This is a genomic window from Paenibacillus sp. NPDC057967 (genome assembly GCF_042887015.1).
Classification (GTDB): Bacteria; Bacillota; Bacilli; order Paenibacillales; family Paenibacillaceae; genus Pristimantibacillus.
The window spans coordinates 405,807-425,567 of the sequence record NZ_JBHVQB010000003.1; the positions used below are offsets into that span (position 1 = coordinate 405,807).

The 19,761-nt window shown below is 47.6% G+C and carries 21 protein-coding genes; all 21 read left to right on the plus strand.

Annotated features, from left to right (window positions below; genetic code table 11):
* Positions 1–60 precede the first annotated feature (60 nt).
* The 21 genes from terL to ACFVSO_RS09360 all read left to right on the plus strand — a co-directional run bounded on the left by terL (position 61) and on the right by ACFVSO_RS09360 (position 19,761).
* Complete coding sequence (gene terL / locus ACFVSO_RS09260; protein WP_387472469.1) at positions 61–1,788, plus strand: phage terminase large subunit; 1,728 nt, start codon at positions 61–63, stop codon at positions 1,786–1,788.
* Positions 1,779–3,278 (plus strand): phage portal protein, encoded by a 1,500-nt coding sequence (locus ACFVSO_RS09265; protein ID WP_387472471.1) that lies wholly within the window; start codon positions 1,779–1,781, stop codon positions 3,276–3,278. The genes terL and ACFVSO_RS09265 overlap by 10 nt, the downstream gene beginning before the upstream one ends.
* Positions 3,275–4,282 (plus strand): retron-type reverse transcriptase, encoded by a 1,008-nt coding sequence (locus tag ACFVSO_RS09270; protein ID WP_387472473.1) that lies wholly within the window; start codon positions 3,275–3,277, stop codon positions 4,280–4,282. Before ACFVSO_RS09265 ends, ACFVSO_RS09270 begins: the two co-directional genes overlap by 4 nt.
* 132 nt (positions 4,283–4,414) lie before the next feature.
* A complete protein-coding gene (locus ACFVSO_RS09275) occupies positions 4,415–5,446 on the plus strand; it encodes a transcriptional regulator (protein ID WP_387472475.1) in 1,032 nt (343 codons plus the stop codon).
* 14 nt (positions 5,447–5,460) lie between these two features.
* A complete protein-coding gene (locus tag ACFVSO_RS09280; protein WP_387472477.1) occupies positions 5,461–5,874 on the plus strand; it encodes a DUF2190 family protein in 414 nt (137 codons plus the stop codon).
* Positions 5,875–5,892: 18 nt separating this feature from the next.
* Entirely contained in the window at positions 5,893–6,924 is a 1,032-nt protein-coding gene (locus ACFVSO_RS09285; RefSeq protein ID WP_387472479.1) for a phage major capsid protein, read from the plus strand.
* 60 nt (positions 6,925–6,984) lie between these two features.
* Positions 6,985–7,350: a hypothetical protein gene (locus ACFVSO_RS09290; RefSeq protein ID WP_387472481.1), complete on the plus strand. Its 366-nt coding sequence runs from the start codon at positions 6,985–6,987 to the stop codon at positions 7,348–7,350.
* The gene (locus ACFVSO_RS09295) at positions 7,350–7,736 is read left to right on the plus strand and encodes a Fe-S protein (protein ID WP_387472483.1); all 387 of its coding nucleotides are present in this window, start codon (positions 7,350–7,352) and stop codon (positions 7,734–7,736) included. The genes ACFVSO_RS09290 and ACFVSO_RS09295 overlap by 1 nt, the downstream gene beginning before the upstream one ends.
* 454 nt (positions 7,737–8,190) lie before the next feature.
* Positions 8,191–9,018: a 3'-phosphoadenosine 5'-phosphosulfate sulfotransferase gene (locus ACFVSO_RS09300; RefSeq protein ID WP_387472485.1), complete on the plus strand. Its 828-nt coding sequence runs from the start codon at positions 8,191–8,193 to the stop codon at positions 9,016–9,018.
* A complete protein-coding gene (locus tag ACFVSO_RS09305) occupies positions 9,015–9,215 on the plus strand; it encodes a YqzN/YkzM domain-containing protein (protein WP_387472487.1) in 201 nt (66 codons plus the stop codon). Before ACFVSO_RS09300 ends, ACFVSO_RS09305 begins: the two co-directional genes overlap by 4 nt.
* Before the next feature lie 7 nt (positions 9,216–9,222).
* On the plus strand, positions 9,223–10,641 hold the full coding sequence (locus ACFVSO_RS09310) for a phage tail sheath subtilisin-like domain-containing protein (protein ID WP_387472489.1): 1,419 nt from the start codon (positions 9,223–9,225) through the stop codon (positions 10,639–10,641).
* A 12-nt stretch (positions 10,642–10,653) separates the two neighbouring features.
* Positions 10,654–11,091 (plus strand): endoglucanase, encoded by a 438-nt coding sequence (locus tag ACFVSO_RS09315; protein ID WP_387472491.1) that lies wholly within the window; start codon positions 10,654–10,656, stop codon positions 11,089–11,091.
* A gap of 69 nt (positions 11,092–11,160) precedes the next feature.
* Positions 11,161–11,652 (plus strand): phage tail assembly chaperone, encoded by a 492-nt coding sequence (locus tag ACFVSO_RS09320; RefSeq protein ID WP_387472493.1) that lies wholly within the window; start codon positions 11,161–11,163, stop codon positions 11,650–11,652.
* A gap of 182 nt (positions 11,653–11,834) precedes the next feature.
* Positions 11,835–15,077, plus strand: a complete 3,243-nt coding sequence (locus ACFVSO_RS09325; RefSeq protein WP_387472495.1) for a hypothetical protein — start codon at positions 11,835–11,837, stop codon at positions 15,075–15,077.
* Positions 15,078–15,091: 14 nt separating this feature from the next.
* Entirely contained in the window at positions 15,092–15,721 is a 630-nt protein-coding gene (locus tag ACFVSO_RS09330; protein WP_387472497.1) for a LysM peptidoglycan-binding domain-containing protein, read from the plus strand.
* 41 nt (positions 15,722–15,762) lie between these two features.
* Complete coding sequence (locus tag ACFVSO_RS09335; RefSeq protein ID WP_483875065.1) at positions 15,763–16,725, plus strand: XkdQ/YqbQ family protein; 963 nt, start codon at positions 15,763–15,765, stop codon at positions 16,723–16,725.
* The gene (locus tag ACFVSO_RS09340; protein WP_387472501.1) at positions 16,722–17,144 is read left to right on the plus strand and encodes a peptide methionine sulfoxide reductase; all 423 of its coding nucleotides are present in this window, start codon (positions 16,722–16,724) and stop codon (positions 17,142–17,144) included. Before ACFVSO_RS09335 ends, ACFVSO_RS09340 begins: the two co-directional genes overlap by 4 nt.
* Positions 17,137–17,574 carry a DUF2634 domain-containing protein gene (locus ACFVSO_RS09345; protein WP_387472503.1) on the plus strand — a complete coding sequence of 146 codons (438 nt, stop codon included), beginning with the start codon at positions 17,137–17,139 and terminating at the stop codon, positions 17,572–17,574. The genes ACFVSO_RS09340 and ACFVSO_RS09345 overlap by 8 nt, the downstream gene beginning before the upstream one ends.
* A complete protein-coding gene (locus tag ACFVSO_RS09350; protein WP_387472505.1) occupies positions 17,574–18,674 on the plus strand; it encodes a baseplate J/gp47 family protein in 1,101 nt (366 codons plus the stop codon). Before ACFVSO_RS09345 ends, ACFVSO_RS09350 begins: the two co-directional genes overlap by 1 nt.
* Positions 18,671–19,468 (plus strand): putative phage tail protein, encoded by a 798-nt coding sequence (locus ACFVSO_RS09355; RefSeq protein ID WP_387472507.1) that lies wholly within the window; start codon positions 18,671–18,673, stop codon positions 19,466–19,468. The genes ACFVSO_RS09350 and ACFVSO_RS09355 overlap by 4 nt, the downstream gene beginning before the upstream one ends.
* Positions 19,465–19,761: a hypothetical protein gene (locus tag ACFVSO_RS09360; protein WP_387472509.1), complete on the plus strand. Its 297-nt coding sequence runs from the start codon at positions 19,465–19,467 to the stop codon at positions 19,759–19,761. The genes ACFVSO_RS09355 and ACFVSO_RS09360 overlap by 4 nt, the downstream gene beginning before the upstream one ends.

Below are 19,761 nucleotides of genomic sequence, written 5' to 3' on the forward strand. Positions count from 1 at the left end.
TCAACTGGCGCTGATATAAGCAGCTAGGTGGCGAAGCATGCCCGCCGGAGGTGACGCAAGTTGAGCATTTTAAAAGACTTTGCTAGGAAAACGAATCATGAAGCTGTCCAAGAGTCAAAGACTATCAAGCAGCTAATGGAACGGTACTTGTATCGTGATGAGTCGCAGGAGCGTGTGAAGCTCCAACGAGAGTATCGAGCCGGGAAGCAGCTCACAGGGCGAAATGGTTTGCGGCGACGACTCGGGGCTATTGATCTTGAATACTTCGGCAAAGCCTACTTCCCTCACTACTTTAACCGGGACACGCCAGAGTTTCACCGCGAACTTGACGAGCTTTGGCAAAAAGGTGTCCTGAAGGGAATCGTACCGATTGATGAAAGTGAAGCAAAGAAGGTTAATCGCAAGTCAGGTAGCAAGCAAGCAACTGCTGCACCCCGTGGTCACGCAAAGTCGACAAATGTCACGTTTAAGGACACGATCCATGCAGTCGTCTACGAATACAAGCATTACCCGATCATTCTTTCCGACAGCTCCGATCAGGCCGAGGGTTTCCTGGAGTCTATTCGTGAAGAGTTTGAAGAAAACGATGCGATCCGTGAGGACTTTGGCGAGCTGAAGGGCAAGGTATGGCGAAACAACGTCATACTCACCAGTACGGGGATTAAGGTGGAAGCTATCGGATCAGGAAAAAAGATTCGTGGCCGTAAGCATAAGAATTGGCGTCCCGATCTGTTTATTTTGGACGACATCGAAAACGACGAGAACGTGCGAACGTTGGAGCAACGCAAAAAGCTCGCCAACTGGTTTTTTAAAGCGGTGTCCAAGGCTGGCGATAGCTACACGGATATTTTCTACATCGGTACGATCTTACACTATGACAGCTTGCTGGCGGGCATCCTCCGCAATCCTGGCTATCAGAGCAAGAAATATAAGGCAGTCATCTCATTCAGCACGAGAGACGACTTGTGGGAAGCCTGGGAAGCGATTCTCACCGATCTGGAGAATGAAAGCCGTGAGCAAGATGCTCTCTCCTACTTTGAAGCGAATCGTGATGCAATGCTGGAAGGGACAAACGTCCTATGGGATGCCAAGCTCTCCTACTATGACTTGATGGTGATGCGCGTTATAGAGGGCGAAGCCTCCTTTAACTCCGAGGAACAGAACGAGCCAGTCAATCCAGCCGATTGCCTCTTTAACGAAGAGTGGTTCGACTACTACAATCCTATGGCGATGGATTTTAGAGAGGACTTCTCCTTCTTCGGCTTTGTGGACCCTTCCCTTGGCAAAACGAAGAAAAGTGACTTCTCTTCGATCATTACCATCGCCAAGCAAAACAGTACAGGCTATATGTTTATCCTGGATGCAGACATTGAGCGGCGTCACCCGGATGTCATTATTGCAGATGTCCTAGAAAAAGAGCGTTGGTTGCGGATGAGTTATGGCAAGGGCTACGCGAAATTCGGCTGCGAAACGAACCAATTCCAGTGGTTCCTGAAGGAGCAGCTCGCGGCCAGGTCCGCAAAAGAAAGCCTCTATCTCCCTATCGAAGAGCTGAACCAGACGGGCGACAAGAAGCTTCGCATTCAAAGCATGCAGCCGACTATCAAAAATCGTTTTGTTAAATTTGATGCCCGCCATAAACGACTGTTAGAGCAACTAAAGCAGTTTCCTATGGGATACGATGACGGGCCGGATGCTTTGGAAGCTTGTATGTCCATGGCGAAAGGTTACGGTGTGTTAGATAGCGGGCTATTAAGTGTTTTCAGGAGGCTGAGAATATGGGGTTAGGCACATGGATGAAGCAAGCTGTCGGTGAAATCTCCAAGCTACGTAGCCGGGTCAGCGCCATGGTCGGCCTCGGCTTCTCCAAGTACAAGTTGGATAGTCAACGGGTGGATTATGGACTAGCTAGGAGCTTATACGACAACACGGATGAAAGTTACAAGCTAGGCGCTGGATTTTGCAAGCCGATCATCAATGCAAAATCAGGGTTTATGGGTGTGCCTACATTTAACTCGATAGATGTAGAAGCCAAGAAAGAATTAAAGTCCTTTTTTGACGAACACACATCCAAGATGCACAGAACACACAAGAAAGCTTTGTTAGAAGGAGATTGCTTTGTATGGATTACAAGGGAATCAACGGATTCACTTTTATATCCTGAAACGCAATCGCGGCTGGCATATACGATCATCCCGAACGAGGAAGTCAAGACGATTAATCGCAACCCTATGACAGGGCGTGTCGAGGAATATGTACTTGAATCGAATATGGATTGGGTAGATCGTGCCGGGAACAAGCGGAGTACAAAAGTAACACAGTGGATCAGCGCCAGTCGCCGCAAGGTGAAATTTGAAGGTGACTCGATTCCGGGATTTCCTCCCGAAATCATCGAATCGAATCCGCTTGGATTTATCCCGATTGAGCATTTTGCTAATGAGAAGGACGAAACGAGATTGTACGGGCAATCTGAGTTGGAAGCCATTGAGCCATTTTTGAAGGCTTATCACGACGTTATGCTGCATGCCTTGCAAGGAAGCAAGATGCACTCTACCCCTCGCCTAAAGTTTAACCTGAAGGACGTAGCGGCGTTTCTTCGCAACAACTTTGGTGTCGAAGACCCGGCGAAGTATGCAAAGGATGGCGGCACCATATCCCTTGATGGCAAAGAGTTCTTAATTATGACAGATGGCGAAGATGCAAGCTTTATCGAGGTGCGCAGCTCGACTGGTGATGCAGCCAGTCTGCTGAAGCTTATCTTCTATTGCATTGTGTCCGTCTCTGAAACGCCAGAATTTGTACTTGGTGTTCATACACCGAGTAGCCTATCAAGCGTTAAAGAACAAATGCCTGTGTTTGTACGAAACATTAGCCGTAAGCGTGGTGATTTCACAAGCAATTGGCAGCGCCTTGCGCGTATGGTACTTGCCATAATCAAAGCGGATACAGGCAAGCAGTTTGAAACCTTTTCCACGACGCTGGAGTGGGAAGAAATTGACCCACGGGATGAAAAAGAGTTAGCCGATACGATCAATGCCCTAACAAGCGGATTGAAAACGGCAATCGACGGTAAATTCCTGAGTACGGAATCTGCTGCTGAATATTTGAAGCTCTATGTCACTACCATGAAAGAATACGAATCGGAAAACGAAGAGGACGATACCGAACATTCACGCATTATTCTAAGTCAGGTAGAGCGCGAGCGTCTGTCCGATGGTGCGCTAGGCATCGGGGAATTGGCTGCTATTAAACAGGCACTTAAAGAAGGTGCAGCATGAAGCGAACAGAGATTGAGGAAATCCGGCGCGTAACGGGAGATTATGCTTCTGAAGCACTGAAAGCTCGACAAGCCTGGTTAGAACTCAGGCTGAAACAAGATCCAGAGATTCGCAAATTATTCGTAAGAGTTGCTGACGGGATTGCGGATGAGCTGAAGCGAGGCGGCAGCTCCATGGTCGATGACTGGCTACTGGAACGTATGGAAGCTCAACTCTCCTCGTTAATCGAGCAGCTCAACACCGGGCTAACGTTAAGCCTGGAAAGGTCTATAGCCGCTGCTGTAGACATAGGCAGCCGCTATAATCGGGCAGTGACCATCGACCTTATGACGCAGAAAGTATCTATCCCGCGCATTACCAAGGATGGCTTGGAAAATATGTTTGTGCGTATAAATGAGTCTGCTGTCCAAGCGTATTGGAGTCGAACGCGATATGGGATGAAGCTATCAGAACGCATATGGGACACGTCGCAAGGCGCAGGAGATGTGATCCGTAATATTGTCCAGGACGGAATTGCAAAGGGTCAGGATGCAATAACAACGGCCAGAGCGCTCGAAGCGTATGTCCGTGGTGATGCGAATGTCATGTCCAAGTATTACGAAGGGATGATGTCACGAATGAAGGGGCGCGTCCCGGAGGATTTAAGCTATCAAGCGCTTCGGACCGCTCGCAGCGAAACGACAGCAGCGCTTGGGCAAGGTGCGATTTTGTCGGCGAGAGCATCTCCGTCTTGTAAAGGGATCAAGTTTTGCCTATCCCCTGCCCATCGTGTAAGGGATGTATGCGACGAGCTGGCAAGGCATGACGTAGGTTTGGGGCCTGGTGTATATCCACTAGATGACCCCCCGCCATATCCTGCACATCCGAATACACTCTCGTACCTGATTGAAACGCACGAAACACCCAAAGATTTCACTAATAGGCTACGGGGTTGGATTGATAATCCGAACAGTCAACCCGCATTAAATGACTGGTATGCTACTCATTACATGTCAGCGGCCTAGAATGGCGCTAGAACGATTCGGAATTTTATCGCCCGATTCTACGACTAAGAGAGTTTACCCCCGTTATCACGCGTTATAACGCCGTTAGCGAACGTTTCTAAAGGTCAACTATGACAAGGAGGTGAAAGAAGAATGAGCAAGGCCAAAAATAAGAGCATTTTGTCCGCGACGATCAGCGGTGAAATGAAGCCGCAAGATATCCCTCTCGCTCCCGGCGTTGACCTAGATGCCATCAAAGCTGGTGATGATGATCCGCTTGAAGTGGTTGTCGAAGTACCTGCCGGGAAATCGACACGAGGATGGAATTACTTGCCTGAAAGTCTGAAGGCAATTGTCGATCATGTAAATCAATACACACTATCCGGCTTTAAAGGTCACCAGAAGGAAGAAGACGTCGCCAATGTATTTGAAGACCCCGTTACGCATTGGGTGGGCGCAAAAATGGACGGTAATCGCGCGTACTTCCGGGGCATCGTCGATGCCGTATCTCCAGACCTAAAGCGCTGGATCAGAGCCGGACGTATTAAGCAAGTGAGTATATACGGAATGCCAAAGCTTCAGACTGTTGACGGTGAGACACAAGTGATAGATTATAAGCCATTATCGATTGACTGGACGCCGCTTGACCGTTCCGGGATGCCGACAAGAATTGTTGCGGTGGGTGAAATGGATGACAACGAAGGAGGAGATAAAGACATGGATTGGAAAGAATTGCTGGCGCAGCTCCTGGCGAAAATTACAGCCGGAGAAACAAACCTGAAGGATGTACTGGCGGGACTGGATGCGGATACCGCTGCAAAGCTGGAGCTTCTCAATAAAGTTAAGAACGCGCTTGGTGTCACGGAAGATGACAAGTTGCTTGCCAGTGTGGAGCAAGCAAGCAAGGCTCTGAAAGATGCTGATCAAGCAGCGCTTGGACAAACGGTGAAAGAGGTTGTTAAGGAAAAAGTAGCTGGTGAAATGGCTCAGGGTCTCTTGCTGAAGCTGGTCAAGCCGAAGGCTGGTCAAACGAAAGAAACCATCTCCGGCGAGATTGACAGTCTGCTGGCTGACGATTCCATTAAAGCTATGCTAGGTCGCATGCAAACGGACCTCCCGCCTTTTATCGGCGGCTTCTCCGGGAATGACCGCACTACAACAACAACGGACAGTGTTCCGATCTAAGGAGGCTAAATCATATGGAAACAAGATATCAAGGTAGTGCTGTCCCCGTCACTGTCCATTCATTAGCACGAGCAAAAGTGAGTGATGGAGAAGCCGTCACAGTAACAGTACCACCCAACACAACGCTGCAAGCAGGTGAATGGGCGCTACTGGATGGCTTTTTGGGGGTAACGGTCCAAGCAGTCAAGACGGGAGCTGCTGAATCCAAGGAAATAGCCCTTACCATTCAACAAGCGGAGTATGAGACGGATCAGATCAGCACGAGCCAAACCTTTGCCAAAGGTGTGGCGATCTATTGGAACGATACGTCGAAGAAGTTTACCGAAACGGCAACAGGCAACCGTCCTGCTGGTCGTGTCACATACGGAAAAGATGCCAATAACGTGATATGGTTTGTCCTCGGCCCACAAGTCGAGCCACAAGCCTAATAAGGAGGATGGACAAAAATGCTAAAAGTCATTACATCGGATTCAGAGAAGGCAAAGCGCCGTCAGGGAACCATTGAAAGTCGTGTACCATTTGTATTGGATGGTCAGCGGTACGAGGTGCAAAAAAAGATTGTAAATGGTGAGATGTCTATCCCACGGTGGACGAAGCCTGTCGGCGAAATGTTATCTCAGGGCAGTGTCGAGAGCTACAAAGAAGTCGTAGGCAAAGTGGCGCTTGATGTTGAGCTGGGCCGCGAAAAAATTCCTTTGCTTTATAAGGAAATCTATGACCTGATCACGGACCCTAACTTGCCTGAGATTATTGATGCAAAATGGGCACTTACGGGGGCAGTCGTCTTCATGGAACATGCAGAAGGCCAGGAAGTAAAATTTGGTTCCTTGAGGGCTGAGCAAGGACCGACTGCACGGATTGTGACGTATTCTGCTGGCTTAGAGTATACGAAGCAGATGAAAGAGTTTAACCACAGCTTTCAAATTGATATTCTGAACCGCGCCATGGGCGAAGGATATAATGCCCTACTGAATCACATACACTTAGGCCCTATCGTAAAATTTTCCTACAAAGCTGCAAACAAGACCTCATTCCAGGGGCAGCCAGGAGACGAACGTTGGGTAGCGATCTGGCGTACTCTGATTGAAGCCCAAGGCGAGGCTGGCACAAAAAAACGCCAAGGTAGTCTCCTGCTTGCCAATAGTGCCGATCAAACACATATCGAAATGGCTTTGAAAGGCTTCTCTGCTGGTGGAACAACCTATGCGCCAATCAGTGGAATTACAACCATCATCTATTATGACGGTTACAACACGAAAGTCGGAAAAAAAGATTACACGTATGAAGGAGTTGCTCCAGGCACTGCCTATCTGATTCGACCGAAACAAGGGTTCAAGGAGCTGCTGAAGAAAGACTTGCATATCGAAGCGAATCAAGGTGATCTATCCCGACTGGTAGAAAGTCAGTTGGTTGGCTATGCATTCAGAGGCTCATATGCAGCCGTGGAAGAAAACGTTCAAGAAATCGCATTGAAATAATTATCAACTTATTTGACAAAAAGGCCGGGATTCCCGGCTTTTTTGTATGGGGGTGTAACTATGACGCCGACCGATGATTTGCGTGAAGAATTGCGCGAGCTGCTTGACGAAGAGATACCTGAAAACGGTACCGATCAGGATACTGCTTTCACGGATGTCCGGCTGGATAGATTGTTGAATGAGGCGATTAATCTATATGAAGCTGCCGCTGAAGGATGGCGAAGAAAAGCAGCCAAGATTCAAAAGCGCCTTGGAGACATATCGAGTTATCAAACAGGAGCAGAACAGTATCAACGTGTAAATCTAACTACTGCATTAAATGCAGCGTTAAAAATGGCAGAGACATTTAATGGGCTGGCACTGAAGCCTTCTCCCAACGCAGCGGGTTCATTTATGTTGGGCGTCAAACGGCCAGAGGTCTTTTGATGATAGATGCCGAAACCCGAAGAAAACATATACGTTGGAACATTCAGCAAAATCCTTCAACGATCATTATCCATGGTACTAGGCGGATCAGATCGGGTGGCGGATTCGAAGATGTGAAAGAGAATATCGGACCGTTAACAGGCCGTATTTTTGCCGCATCAAACTCCCCGGCATCAAAGATAGAATCCGAACGATCTGTAAGGCAGGAAATAACGGATAGCTATGCGATCCTGTTTGACGATACAGCCGTGCTTTGTAGTGGGCCGGATATGGAACAAAAGTTTGAAGCAGAACCTTATGGTCGCTTTCGAATTACTTCCGTCAATCCTCATATAGTCCAGGGTGAATTGTGCGGATATACATGCCGACTCGAAAGGGTGAAATGACATGACTATCTTGGACCCTGTAAGAGCAAAGATAGCTCGCCGGAAGGCTGCTACATTCGCGGTTGCTGGTCATGTAGGTAAAGTCATGGAAAGTGACGCCAAGCAAAGGGCCTCGTGGGAAGATCGGACGGGACATGCTAGGCAAGGTATCCAGGGCGGTGCAGTTATCAGAAGTAATGCTTCGAGGTCCGACAATGGTCAGGTCATTGTATATCTAGCGCATACCATGCGTTACGGTAATTACTTGGAAACAGGCACGGGATTATACGGGCCGAGAAAACGGCTAATCAAGCCAGTGAATAAAAAGGCCCTTCGCTTCCCTGTCGGTGGAGGTAAATTTGTAGTGACGAGGGCTGTAAAAGGCATGAAGCCAAGGCCAATTATCAAGCCCACAGTGCAGCAACACATCGGAACGTTGCGAAAAGCTGTCCGTGATATCTGGAGGGACTAAATCATGCGCAATACAATTCGGCAACGATTAATTGACCGAATCCCTGACATTAATGGTCGAGTCTATGAGACAGATGCAGCGGCAGCCGATGAAGATTTGCCATATCTCGTATTGGCAAAGGGTAACGAATCTGAAGAAAATGATTGGGCAGGATCAAGTTACATGATTGAAGTATGGCCGTATGTTGCACATACCCTATTCCAGCGCGTAGATAAACTTGTTTCAGAAATTATATCCGCGCTCGATCATCAATTGTTAACGGACACAGATACGGGCGAATCTATCCTCTGCCGATTCACAGGATCAACCAGCGCGGACATGCTGGATGAAAAGTCCAAAGCCATAACGAGAGGCATTCAATTTGAAGTGTTCTCTTTTGGTTGGCTGCTGCATCAACCCATTGAGCCAGACCCCGTATCCGCTATGTCTCAATGGACAGCGCAGAGATTTGTTGAAATGCAAACTGACCCGCAAAGCTGGAATCCTTCAGACAGTTCTCCAGCACTATATTGGCGCACCGCCAGTATACGAAACATGCAAACAACAAATTGGGGAGCGTGGGTTGATGCAACCCTACGGGGTCATATGCTGGTCCCCCATGTCTCGGCTCGCAACATATGGCTAGAACGCTGTATCCGGCAGCTCGCTCTGGATGGTCATATGTCCATGCTTGATCAATCAACGATGTTTATTCAAAAGATATCCGCTGACAGCAGCCAAGACCCTTTTCGAGTAGGACAAATTGCTATAGACGTCCGATTCGGGTTATTACGAACATCGCCGGATGCTATGAAGCTTGACCAAATAAATTTTATAGGGGGTGCCCCATGACTGAACAAAAAGCAGTAAAGCAGAAGGCTTCAACTTTTGAACCCCAATATACTAAGGCAGAAATTATAGCCGCTGCCTCTCGTTTTGAGGTTTCGTCGGATGTTATGGCTGGAGCTTTACGCCGGATCAACAAGGATACCTTGACGCGATCCGAAGTGGAAAAAGCAATACAAGACTTTAAAAGAAAGAAGGTGTGACTGACCTATGCCAGGAGAAGTATACGTATTAGGTGAACAAAAAGTACGGCCAGATATTTATATAAAATGGCATGATGCTGGAGGCGTCAGAACGGTGACGGGTACTGTGGGTGTTGCTGCTGCGGTAGTTCAGTCCAATTGGGGGCCGCTGAACAAAGTAATAACGCTTGAATCGCCTAATGAGATCACTGCAAAGATTGGTATGGGAAAAGGCCCGGATTGCCTCAACGAAATATTCAACGGCGGGACAAGCACAGTCTTTTCGATACGTGCAGGCTCTGGCGGTGAGCTTGCTTCGCTTGAATTATCCGATACACAAGCAACAGCAGTAAAATCCGTACAGCTATTAACAAAGTACACAACAACACGAGCCTTTACGGTCACAGTCCGTGAAACACTAGAGGATAATTTTAAAGAGCTGCTGCTCTTTGAAGGCAGTCGTCAATTGGAACGGATTGTGTTTGCAAGCGGAACGGATGAACCAGCACAGTTGGTAGCTGCGGTTAACGCCAATAGCCGCTATCTGAAGGGCCAGAAAGTGGCTGATGGCAACGGAGAAATTGACACCGTTATGAATGTAGCCATAACGGGTGGAGCTGATCCAATTGTTACTGGGGCAGATTATGCGGCTGCATTCGAGCTGTTAGAGCGGAAGTTCTTCGATACGATTTGTATTGACTCTGAGGATGTAGGTGTACATGCTTCCCTCCACTCGTTTGTTAGTCGAATGTTGTCTTCAGGTGGTGGTCGCTTGATAGGAGTAGTTGGTGAGTCAACAAGCGTACCATTTGCGGATCGATCGGCGAACGCTAAAGCTTTTAATGATTTTGCAATGGTTTACGTGTGCAATGGGATTGAGACAGCCGCTGGGGGTATTGAAGGGGCTAGAGCGGCAGCTCGTATAGCGGGCGTAATCGCTTCAAGTGCATACAACGCGAGTTTGACTCATGTGCCGATGACTGGTTCTATCGGCGTGGTCGGAGAGTTGACAAACGCTCAATACAAAGAAGCGATTCAATCCGGGATGCTGGCTTTCTCGGTTAACCCAGATGGTATGGCTCAGATTGATTATGGCATCAACACCAAAGTCACCCTCCTGGCTGATGAAGACGAAGGCTGGAAAAAGATTCGTCGGACACGGACACGCTTTGAATTAATTGACCGCATTGTATATACGCTTCATCCGTACTTAGGGAAGTGGAACAACAACGCTGATGGTCGTGCTTTTGTTGTGACAATTGCAAACGGTATTATTCAGACCATGATCCGTGAGGGTGGGTTGGATGACGGCCAGTTAATGGTTGATCCAGATTATCCACCACAAGGAGATTCGGCTTGGTTCCGCTTTGTCGATTTAATTGATCTGGATAGCATTGAAAAAATCTACTTGGACTTTGGTTTTCAGTTCACGCCTCAACAGGCATAAGGAGGGTAATGAATGTCAGATGCAAGATACATTTTCAGGGATTGTGTCCCGGATGGTTCAATTGATATCGCTAATGTCCAGCCTGGCGAGATCCTGCAAAGAGCATGGTCGTTTCGCGTCAACAATGCTGTAGACCTTCAGCAGATGCTTGATAAAGGGGCATTTGACCCCCGAAACATCGTTCGTGGCTATAACGGGCAACTCTATGATGGCGATGGGAACTTTCTCGCTGAAGTGAATACATGGCAAGCCCAAATTAGCATAACAAATAGTGATTACCAGGCTGCGGGTCAAAAAATCACTTGGGCATTAATGCAGAGCTACAGCGTAACCCTGACGTTTACAGAGACAGTGGTAAGGGATGCACGGTTGTTCAAGAAGTTGAATGACAGTCTCCGCTCCAATACTCCAGACGCAATCTTCAATTTCACGGGCGTAGTTCGCGCCTAATAAAGAGTGGAGCTGTCCGGGGATTCCCTGGGCATCTCCCCTACTAACTAATTTAGGAGGAATAAACAGATGGGAACACAAGATAAACATATCGATCAAGAGGAATTGTTGGCTAGTGAGACTGATATTTTGCGGGGGCTGCTAGAAGCAGCAACAGCAGCGCAAGAGGAAACGAAAACAATCCAAATCTCGCGGAAAGGTAAAGTACTGTTTCTATTCCGCATTCATCCTCTGTCTGAAGCTGAATATAATGACTGCCGCGAAAAAGCAACAACGTACAAGAAAAACAAACGTATGGGCGGCTTTAGGATGCCTGAGGATACAGATACAGCCAGATATCGCTCCAATCTTATCTACCAGGCTACAGTTGACGAGGATAGGAAAAGTGTTTGGAACAATAAAGCAGCTTGGGATCAGCTCAATGTTCTGAGTGGCACACAACTCATTGAAAAGGTTTTGCTGCCTGGCGAGAAAGATGCTGTAATCGAGCAGATTGATAAATTGTCGGGTTACGATCTTGATGAGGATGATGTCGAGGCAGTTGATATTGTAAAAAACTAATCCAAGCGGGCGGGCGGGCCACCCTCCTGCATCATATATTTCAGCGTCAAGGATTACTTCCTGGCGAAATCATGAAGCTGCCCGAAGGTGAGCGGCTTTTTTGCTTTGCCTCGATGCAGCTCACGTTGGAACAAGAGGCTGAAGAACGAAGAGCATTACAGTCCAGAAATAGGTGATCATTAATGGCAGAGGAAATATATCGCATTGAGATACCTGTGCTTATTGATGATCGTACTGAGCCAGGTCTGACCAATGTAGAGAAAAAAGTTAGTAAGTTTGATCAGATAACGGACCGTGTTCGCAATCGTCTGAATCAGATGAATCGCACTAAATGGCAGATGATAGTTAGTGCAGCAGATCGCGCATCCATTGTGATCAATGGTATCGGAGCATTAGCTCGAAGAGTAGCAAGCGGATCGTATCGGATAACGGTCCGAGTGCTAGACCTGGCTACCAGCCCAATACGCGCCATGATGTCAGGCCTCAATAGTGCATTGGGAATATTGGGCATAGGTGCCGGGACAGCGGGAACTATTGTTTTGCCATTAAAAATGGTAATGCAGCAACAGACGGTTGAAACTGCATTCGAGGTATTGCTTGGCAGCGCGGAAGAAGCGAAAAAGCGGGTTGAAGAGTTAACGACTTTTGCCGGGTCTACTCCTTTTACCCGTGATGAAATCTATGAGTCTAGTCGTATTTTGCAAGTCTTTACGGGGAATGCAATATCCACTGGCGAGGGACTTCGCATGGTCGGTGATATTGCAGCGGGTACACAACAGCAGTTTGGTGATGTGGCGTTGTGGGTCGGTCGTCTATATGATGCAATGGCAGCGGGTCGCCCTGTCGGTGAAATGACGAGCCGATTACAAGAGATGGGCGCAATTTCAGGAGCAGCTCGTGATCGTCTGGAGAAGCTTGCAGCTTCCGGGCAAAGTATTCATAAGACCTGGCCGCAAGCAACGAAAGAGTTCGCAAGGTTTGACGGTATGATGGAAAAGCTGTCCGATAACCTTGCTAACCTAATGCTAGGTGTCAAATCCTTTTTTATGAACAATGTGATTAAGCGTTGGGGCCAAGGATTAACAACAACCATTACCCCATTATTGCAATCGTTTCGACAATGGCGCAAAGAGAACAGCGCAGGTATTGCAGAGCTTGGGAATCAAGTGGAACGGGTAGCGGTAAAATTCACTCAGTATTTTGTGGACAAAATCAAAGTTGTTACTCGTCGGCTACGTGAATTGTTAAATGACGAAGAATTTAAAAATGCTGATCTGTTCGGCAAGGTCAAAATTGCTTGGAACAAAATCATCAGTGAGCCATTCGCCGAATGGTGGTCTGGTGGTGGTAAAGAGCAAGTAGATAAAATCGCTGCCCAAGTGGGTAGTGCTTTAGGGGCCGGACTGAACAGCGTGCTCCTCGGTCTGTTGGGTATGACTTCAAGTGCAGAAGCCAAGGTCAGTGAATCCCCCTTTGTTGAAGCTGGGGCTTCTGCTGGCCGTTCGTTTTTATCTGCATTTCTTGAAGCTTTTGACGCTGGAGAAATTGCGAATAAAGCCAAGGAAGCATTCTTCAATATTCAACCCACTTGGTTAGGCGGTGAAACCAGCAGCCCTATGGGTCAAGCACTTGTATTAATGATGGATGCCTGGTTGCTTACAAAGATCGGCAGCTTGCTTAAAGGACCTGGAGGCGGGGCTTTACGTGGTGGCAAGAAGATATTTGACTTGGCAAGAGGAAAGAAAGTAGCTACGGCGGCTGGAGATGTTGCTCAATCGGCTACCCCTGTGGCTGCTGCTGAAACGGCTCGTAAAACGCCATGGCTGGCTAATCTCTTCAAACGCAAAGAAACTCAACCGTTCCCTCCTGTTGAGGTTGAATCGTCACGTAAAACGCCATGGCATCAAAATTTGTTGAAGCGCAAAGAAATACAACAATCAGTTGAGGCAATCCCGGTATCTGGACCGTCTGCCCGTCCTTCGTCAAACTACCGTCCTGCTGGCGCGAAGTTCTGGGAAAACATCCAGATGGATAAGACTTATAGCCGCGACGAAGTTGTAAACATGGCGAACTCAGGTCGGCTATCGCGCTTTAACGATCTGGAAAAAGCCTTTGGTGGACCAGTCCAGGAAAAAACAAGCTGGTGGAAAAGCCTGTTTAAGGGTGGTGGCAAAAGTAAAGGCTTAGGACTCCTTTCTAGAACGGTGGGTAAAGCGGCTATTCCTTTATCCATTGGACTGGATGCTGCAAATATTGCTTCAGCTCAACCAGGAGCCGAACGTAACCGAGCGATTGGCGGGACTGTTGGAGGTTGGGGTGGTTTTGCTGCTGGGGCTGCTGGAGGTGCAGCAGTTGGTTCTGTTGTGCCGGGCTTGGGGACGGCGGTCGGCGGGCTAATCGGTGGCATCCTTGGTGGTTTGGGTGGCGGTGCCATAGGGGATTGGATTGGATCAAAGGGTGAGGACATATCTCGATGGTTCAGCTCCACTCTCTGGCCGTCACTAAAAAATGGTGCATCAGCAACATGGACATGGATTTCCGATACTGGACCGCAAGCGATAGCTAAAGGTATTGGCTATGCGGTCGGTTTTATTGGTGATACGCTCTTTAACGGCGAGTGGTGGAACGAAAAATGGAGTGCTGTTGAAGCCTGGTCAGATGAGTCCTGGGAGAAGTCAAAGGAAACTTGGAATAACGCCATTGCCGCTATTGGTGACACGATCTTTAACGGCGAATGGTGGGCTGAAAGGTGGAAAGGTGTCCAGGACTGGACATCCAGCGCTTGGGACAAGACGCAGGACGTATGGAATAACTCTCTGGCCGCAATTGAATCAACGCTCTTTAACGGCGAGTGGTGGCAATCCAAATGGGCCAAGGTCGAGGGCTGGGCTTCCAAGTCATGGGAGAATATTAAAAGCGGTTGGGGTAAGTTTTGGGATAAAGTCGGCGGTGCTTTCAACGAAGGCAAGGAGGCCGGACAAAAAGCCGCTGGTGGTGGCTATAAAGCATATGCGCGTGGTGGTTTCATATCTCGCCCTCACATGGGGCTTGTAGGTGAAGCCGGACCCGAAGCCATAATTCCACTGTCCGCAAACATGCGAGGCCGTGGTCGTGAGCTTTGGGAAAAAGCTGGACTGATGCTCGGTGTGACACCATATGCGATGGGAGGCATTGTTGGAGGTGGTTTTAGCGTTCCTGCAATAGAAGGAAGCGGCAATCTACCATTTTCAACTTCTCCGAGCCGTGGAGCTAGTGGTTTTGCGGTTCATCTCGGAGGCATACAGATTTCTATTTCAGTTTCTGGCGATGGTCAAGATGTAATAACAGCCATCCGTGAACACGTTGAAGAGATTGCAAGCGATGTTGCAAATGTTATTGCGAGAGAGCTTGAAGGATCAAACAGTAATATTATTCAGCCAAGCTAGTAAATATGGGGGTGATGGCAATAGACTTCTACCTAACTGAAAGCGGCGGTAAACGACTACACTTTCCATTAAACCCTGAACGAATCACTGTCGGAACCAATGCACGCATTCAAACCTATGAAAGCCTATCCCTCGGAGAATATGCTTTACCCAGGGGGTCCATGCTGTCGCGAGTCATGTTAGATGGCATCTTCCCTGGAAAATTACGCCGCAATGCATCCTTTATCAAATCGTGGCAAGACCCAAGAGAGCTATCCTCTGTCCTAGCGGGATGGCGTGACGGCGGTATTAAGCTTAGACTTCTTGTTACTGAGACAGTCATCAATTTTGATGTATATGTTCAGTCGTTTGAACATACGTGGTCAGGTGGTCATGGGGACATGCGATTCACATTAGAGCTAGTACAGGCGCGAGATATAATAGTGCCAACCGTCAATAAAGCAAATTCGACAGCTTCTTCTCGCCCAATTCCAGCATCGTCCAAGACTCATACTGTTGTGAAAGGTGATACGCTTTGGGGAATCGCCAAGCGGTATCTCCAAAACGGAGCAAGACATAAGGAAATATATAATCTCAATAAATCCCTTATTGGTCCTGATCCGAACAAGATCAAGCCTGGTCAGGTTCTCCGCTTGCCTGGATAGGAGGAATTAAACTGATAAACATATCAAATGTAAAATACGACATTGCCGTTCTCCAGCCAACTGGAGAGCGGCTTTCTTTAACTGGGCTTGCAAATGGATTGAGTTGGTCGGAGCAAGCCGGAGAATTGGCGTCGAGCGTACAATTCAAGCTGCTGAACCAACCCATGGGCAAGGGCTGGCTGCATCAAAAATTGCCATTAGGCACACGGACTATCTTGCAAGCTGACTGGGGCCAAGGCTGGAAAGAGCTACATCAGGGCATTGTCTTCGACTGGGACTATACCAATGATTCGGTTGGCTCCTTGACGGTAAAGGCTTATGACATGCTTATATATTTGCTACGGAGCAAAGATGATCGGTATTATCCCAAGGGGACACGGGCAAACGCAATTATTAATGACATCGCCAAAGCATGGAAAATCCCTGTTGCGCAGATGTCATTACCTGCTATCTCATTATCAAAGCAAATCTTTCGCGGTGATACTGTAGCGGCAATGATTCAGCAGGTTCTTGATCAAGTCCGGGATCGTGGCGGCGGTAAATTTTTCATGCGAGCTTATGGCGGTAAAATCTATGTTCTCCCCCAAGCACAAAACAAGGAAGTCTATCATTTTGGTTCAAACATTGTGTCCCGAATGTCCGACAATCAAAACATCGAGGACCTTGTGACTCGTGTCAAAATAATTGGCAAAGAAAACGCCGCTGGACGCGCTCCAATTGTTGCTACTGTCGATGGCCGTAAAGAGTTCGGCGTTTTGCAGGATGTAATTTACCGCGAACAATATGACTCTGTAGCTGCGGCAAAAAGGGCCGCGCAAGAAGTTCTCAAAGAGAGAGGCTCACCCCGTCGAAGACGTAGTATATCCGCTCCTGATGTTCCATTTCTTCGGCGGGGTGATAAAGTCTATGTCGCAGCCGGAACTATTAAGGGATACTTTGCGATTGAAAGCATTACCCATTCCGCTGACAATCGTGAAATGACAATGGAGGTGTCAGAAATATGAGCAACGGATTCAGCCGATTAGCAGAAGCGATTCGAGGCACAGGTAGTAAGGAACAACCATCTTCAATAGACCTTGCTACCATCGGCCAAAGCGGTGAACTGCTACTTGACCAATTTTCTATCCCTCTACCTAAAAGCGAATATCTAATTGCTGAATGGATGGTTGATGCACATATTCCGCAAGATTCTCGTATTTATCGTACTGCTTCCCCCGTCAATCCTGACGGAACAGATATACCAGGCGTTACGTCTTATTCCCAAAGCTCAAGGCTTGACTTTGGTGCTGGTTCTGATAATGGACATATTCCAAAAGCAAAGCTTCAGATGGGTTCGGCGCTTCAACCTGGTGATCGCGTGCTTGTCATATGGGTAAGAAATGAACCTGTAATCATCAGTAAGGTGGTACCAGGAGATGCCTGATCTATTCCCTGTTTTTGACGCACCTCAATTAGTCGAAGATGATACAAACAGTCAAGTCATGTATCCAGAGGGGCCGCTTTATGATTTTTCTACCGGGGATTATGTAATAGACGGGGCTGGCCGTGTCGTGATGGCTGACGGCCATACAGTTTGGGCGCAATGGTGTATAAAAGCCGTTATGACCGAAAGGTTTGAAAGTCTTGCTTATACCTCTGATTATGGGGCCGAAATGAAACGAGCGCGGCAACAGCCTAATAGACAAGCTTCTATGCTGGAAGCTGAACGCGCTATAACTGAAGCGTTAATGGTTGATCCTCGTACACAAACGGTCAAGGATTTCAAACATGATTTTAAAGGTGATTCGCATTATATTTCATTCACGGCTGTTCCTGCAATCGGTCGTGAGCAAAGGTTGGAGGTGATGTTTTAATGACCATACCACTCCCCGAATATCTCACAGACCAAACGTTAGAAGCCATCCATGCCCGTATGCTTACTTCCATGCCGGATAATTTGGACAAAGCAGAAGGTTCCATGCCGTGGGATACTACAATCCCTGCTGCTATTGAGCTTACTTTGGCGGCAGATTGGGCACAGGAGGTTTTGAGGCGAGGCTTCGCTCAACATACGTTTGGCGAATATCTGGACCTACGTACTGAAGAACATGGTGTAATTCGTAAAGAGGCAGTACACGCAAGCGAAAAGGTTTTGTTAAGAGGTAAGTACGGTACAAATGTACCTTCAGGCTGGCAGTTATCGACGATTGGTGACGCCCCTATCTATTTTGAACTGGTGAATGCTGTCATGGTTGGAGCTGATGGAGAAGTTGAAGCTGCAATCAGGGCTATGGAAGCTGGGGCTTTGGGAAACGTGGCGGCAGGAACAATTGTGAACATTGTAGAGAGTATTGAAGGATTAACTTCAGTTACAAACCTACGTCCTACAAGTGGAGGAGCGGATCGTGAGAGTGATGCAGCTCTGCTTGATCGCTATCTTAAAAAGGTGCGGACTCCTTCTGCTGGTGGGAACAAGAATGATTATATTAATTGGGCCTTAGAAGTGCCAGGTGTCTCAGATGTTCAAATTCTGCCATTATGGGATGGTCCAGGAACGGTAAAAGTCATCATTTTGGGTGCTGACAAACAACCAGCATCACCCGATCTTGTATATAGCGTTCAAAACTTTATATCCCCTGATCCAGCTCTTGGAAATGGCATGGCTCCAATCGGTGCTTTGGTGACAGTATCGGCAGCCAAAGCGATCATGATAAACGTATCGGCAGAAGTACAGCTCGCGGAGGATACCAACTTGCAAACCGTAAAAAGCATGTTTAGCTCCGTGCTTCTTAATTACATCAAGTCGTTGGCCTTCAGCTCTGATCCATCCGTTAAGTATGTACGGATAGGGTCAATCCTGCTAGATACGCCAGGTGTACAAGATTACTCCGGCTTGACGGTAAATGGAATCACGGACAATATCCCTGTTGGGCTTGGCGAGGTGGCCGTATTAGGGACGGTGACACTGGTATGACTGTAACAAGTCTACGGGGACAGGAAATGCTTTCCTATCTCCCGTTGCACGCCCGCCGCTCTAAGTTTCTACGTGATACTTTCCAGGCTGAAGGAGTTGAATTTGATAAGCTACGGTATGCACTGGACGGTGTACTAGATCAGTTTTTTGTCAGAACGGCAACATGGGGATTAGACTCATGGGAACAAGAATTAGGACTTGAAACGATAGAAACGGATAGCTTCGATGTGCGACGGAGCCGAATCCTGGCGAAGCTTAGAAGCAGCTCTTCTTTTTCGGCTAGAACGCTTGAAGGCGTCGCATCGGCTTACACTGGGAGGCCTGTCAAAGTTACTGTTGATGCATTAACGTATACGATTACGTTTGAATTTGAAACGGCATTTATCACGGCGTCCAGCTTTTACAAACAAATCGAAACCATTATTCATGCCCACATGTCACCGAGGTATAGAGCGGTTTTCACCTATACCCAAGAGCTTCGAGTGCAATTCGATTTTAAAAGGTACATGTACCCATTCCCTATCACTGGAACGTTTTTATGTGGTACTTGGCCGGATGCATCCACATGGGGCCGACTCTACAGGGATGATGTGGAGCTGAAGCAAAGCGACTACTATACAGGGCAATGGCCGTATAAGTACGCCGGAAAAGTACAGACAGGTTCAAACCGTGAGATCGAAACGCTCTATCTTCAATCTTCATCAGATTTAGAGCTTAATCAACAACAACGAAAATCTATACGGCCATACAACCTGTGCGGCAATTTTCATAGCGGATTGGGGGGGACAATTTGAGTATTACAACAACAGGACACAACAAGCTGAAGGACTATTTACAGGGGCTAATCAAAGAAGGTCGTTATTACATCGGCAGCACCCCAACGACTGTACCGATTTTTAAAACAGAGCGTTCCGGCGATGTCATCACATTCTATTTATACCTGGATGATACCGTCACGGGAACGATCAATAAGTTTCAGCTTATTGATCAGGCTGGAGCCGTGTTTGATGATCAGCCGGATTCAGTTGCAAAGCCGAATATCAACGGATTGCTTGTAGCATTTAAGTATACGTTAAGGAGGGTATGA

Bases quoted from the DNA above. Each gene is read 5' to 3' on its own strand.
- ACFVSO_RS09345 (WP_387472503.1), top strand. From the start codon at position 17,137: ATGCCTGATCTATTCCCTGTTTTTGACGCACCTCAATTAGTCGAAGAT.
- ACFVSO_RS09270 (WP_387472473.1), top strand. From the start codon at position 3,275: ATGAAGCGAACAGAGATTGAGGAAATCCGGCGCGTAACGGGAGATTAT.
- ACFVSO_RS09330 (WP_387472497.1), top strand. From the start codon at position 15,092: ATGGCAATAGACTTCTACCTAACTGAAAGCGGCGGTAAACGACTACAC.
- ACFVSO_RS09310 (WP_387472489.1), top strand. From the start codon at position 9,223: ATGCCAGGAGAAGTATACGTATTAGGTGAACAAAAAGTACGGCCAGAT.
- ACFVSO_RS09320 (WP_387472493.1), top strand. From the start codon at position 11,161: ATGGGAACACAAGATAAACATATCGATCAAGAGGAATTGTTGGCTAGT.
- ACFVSO_RS09300 (WP_387472485.1), top strand. From the start codon at position 8,191: ATGCGCAATACAATTCGGCAACGATTAATTGACCGAATCCCTGACATT.
- ACFVSO_RS09290 (WP_387472481.1), top strand. From the start codon at position 6,985: ATGACGCCGACCGATGATTTGCGTGAAGAATTGCGCGAGCTGCTTGAC.
- ACFVSO_RS09275 (WP_387472475.1), top strand. From the start codon at position 4,415: ATGAGCAAGGCCAAAAATAAGAGCATTTTGTCCGCGACGATCAGCGGT.
- ACFVSO_RS09295 (WP_387472483.1), top strand. From the start codon at position 7,350: ATGATAGATGCCGAAACCCGAAGAAAACATATACGTTGGAACATTCAG.
- ACFVSO_RS09265 (WP_387472471.1), top strand. From the start codon at position 1,779: ATGGGGTTAGGCACATGGATGAAGCAAGCTGTCGGTGAAATCTCCAAG.
- ACFVSO_RS09340 (WP_387472501.1), top strand. From the start codon at position 16,722: ATGAGCAACGGATTCAGCCGATTAGCAGAAGCGATTCGAGGCACAGGT.
- ACFVSO_RS09355 (WP_387472507.1), top strand. From the start codon at position 18,671: ATGACTGTAACAAGTCTACGGGGACAGGAAATGCTTTCCTATCTCCCG.
- ACFVSO_RS09285 (WP_387472479.1), top strand. From the start codon at position 5,893: ATGCTAAAAGTCATTACATCGGATTCAGAGAAGGCAAAGCGCCGTCAG.
- ACFVSO_RS09305 (WP_387472487.1), top strand. From the start codon at position 9,015: ATGACTGAACAAAAAGCAGTAAAGCAGAAGGCTTCAACTTTTGAACCC.
- ACFVSO_RS09325 (WP_387472495.1), top strand. From the start codon at position 11,835: ATGGCAGAGGAAATATATCGCATTGAGATACCTGTGCTTATTGATGAT.
- ACFVSO_RS09315 (WP_387472491.1), top strand. From the start codon at position 10,654: ATGTCAGATGCAAGATACATTTTCAGGGATTGTGTCCCGGATGGTTCA.
- ACFVSO_RS09280 (WP_387472477.1), top strand. From the start codon at position 5,461: ATGGAAACAAGATATCAAGGTAGTGCTGTCCCCGTCACTGTCCATTCA.
- ACFVSO_RS09350 (WP_387472505.1), top strand. From the start codon at position 17,574: ATGACCATACCACTCCCCGAATATCTCACAGACCAAACGTTAGAAGCC.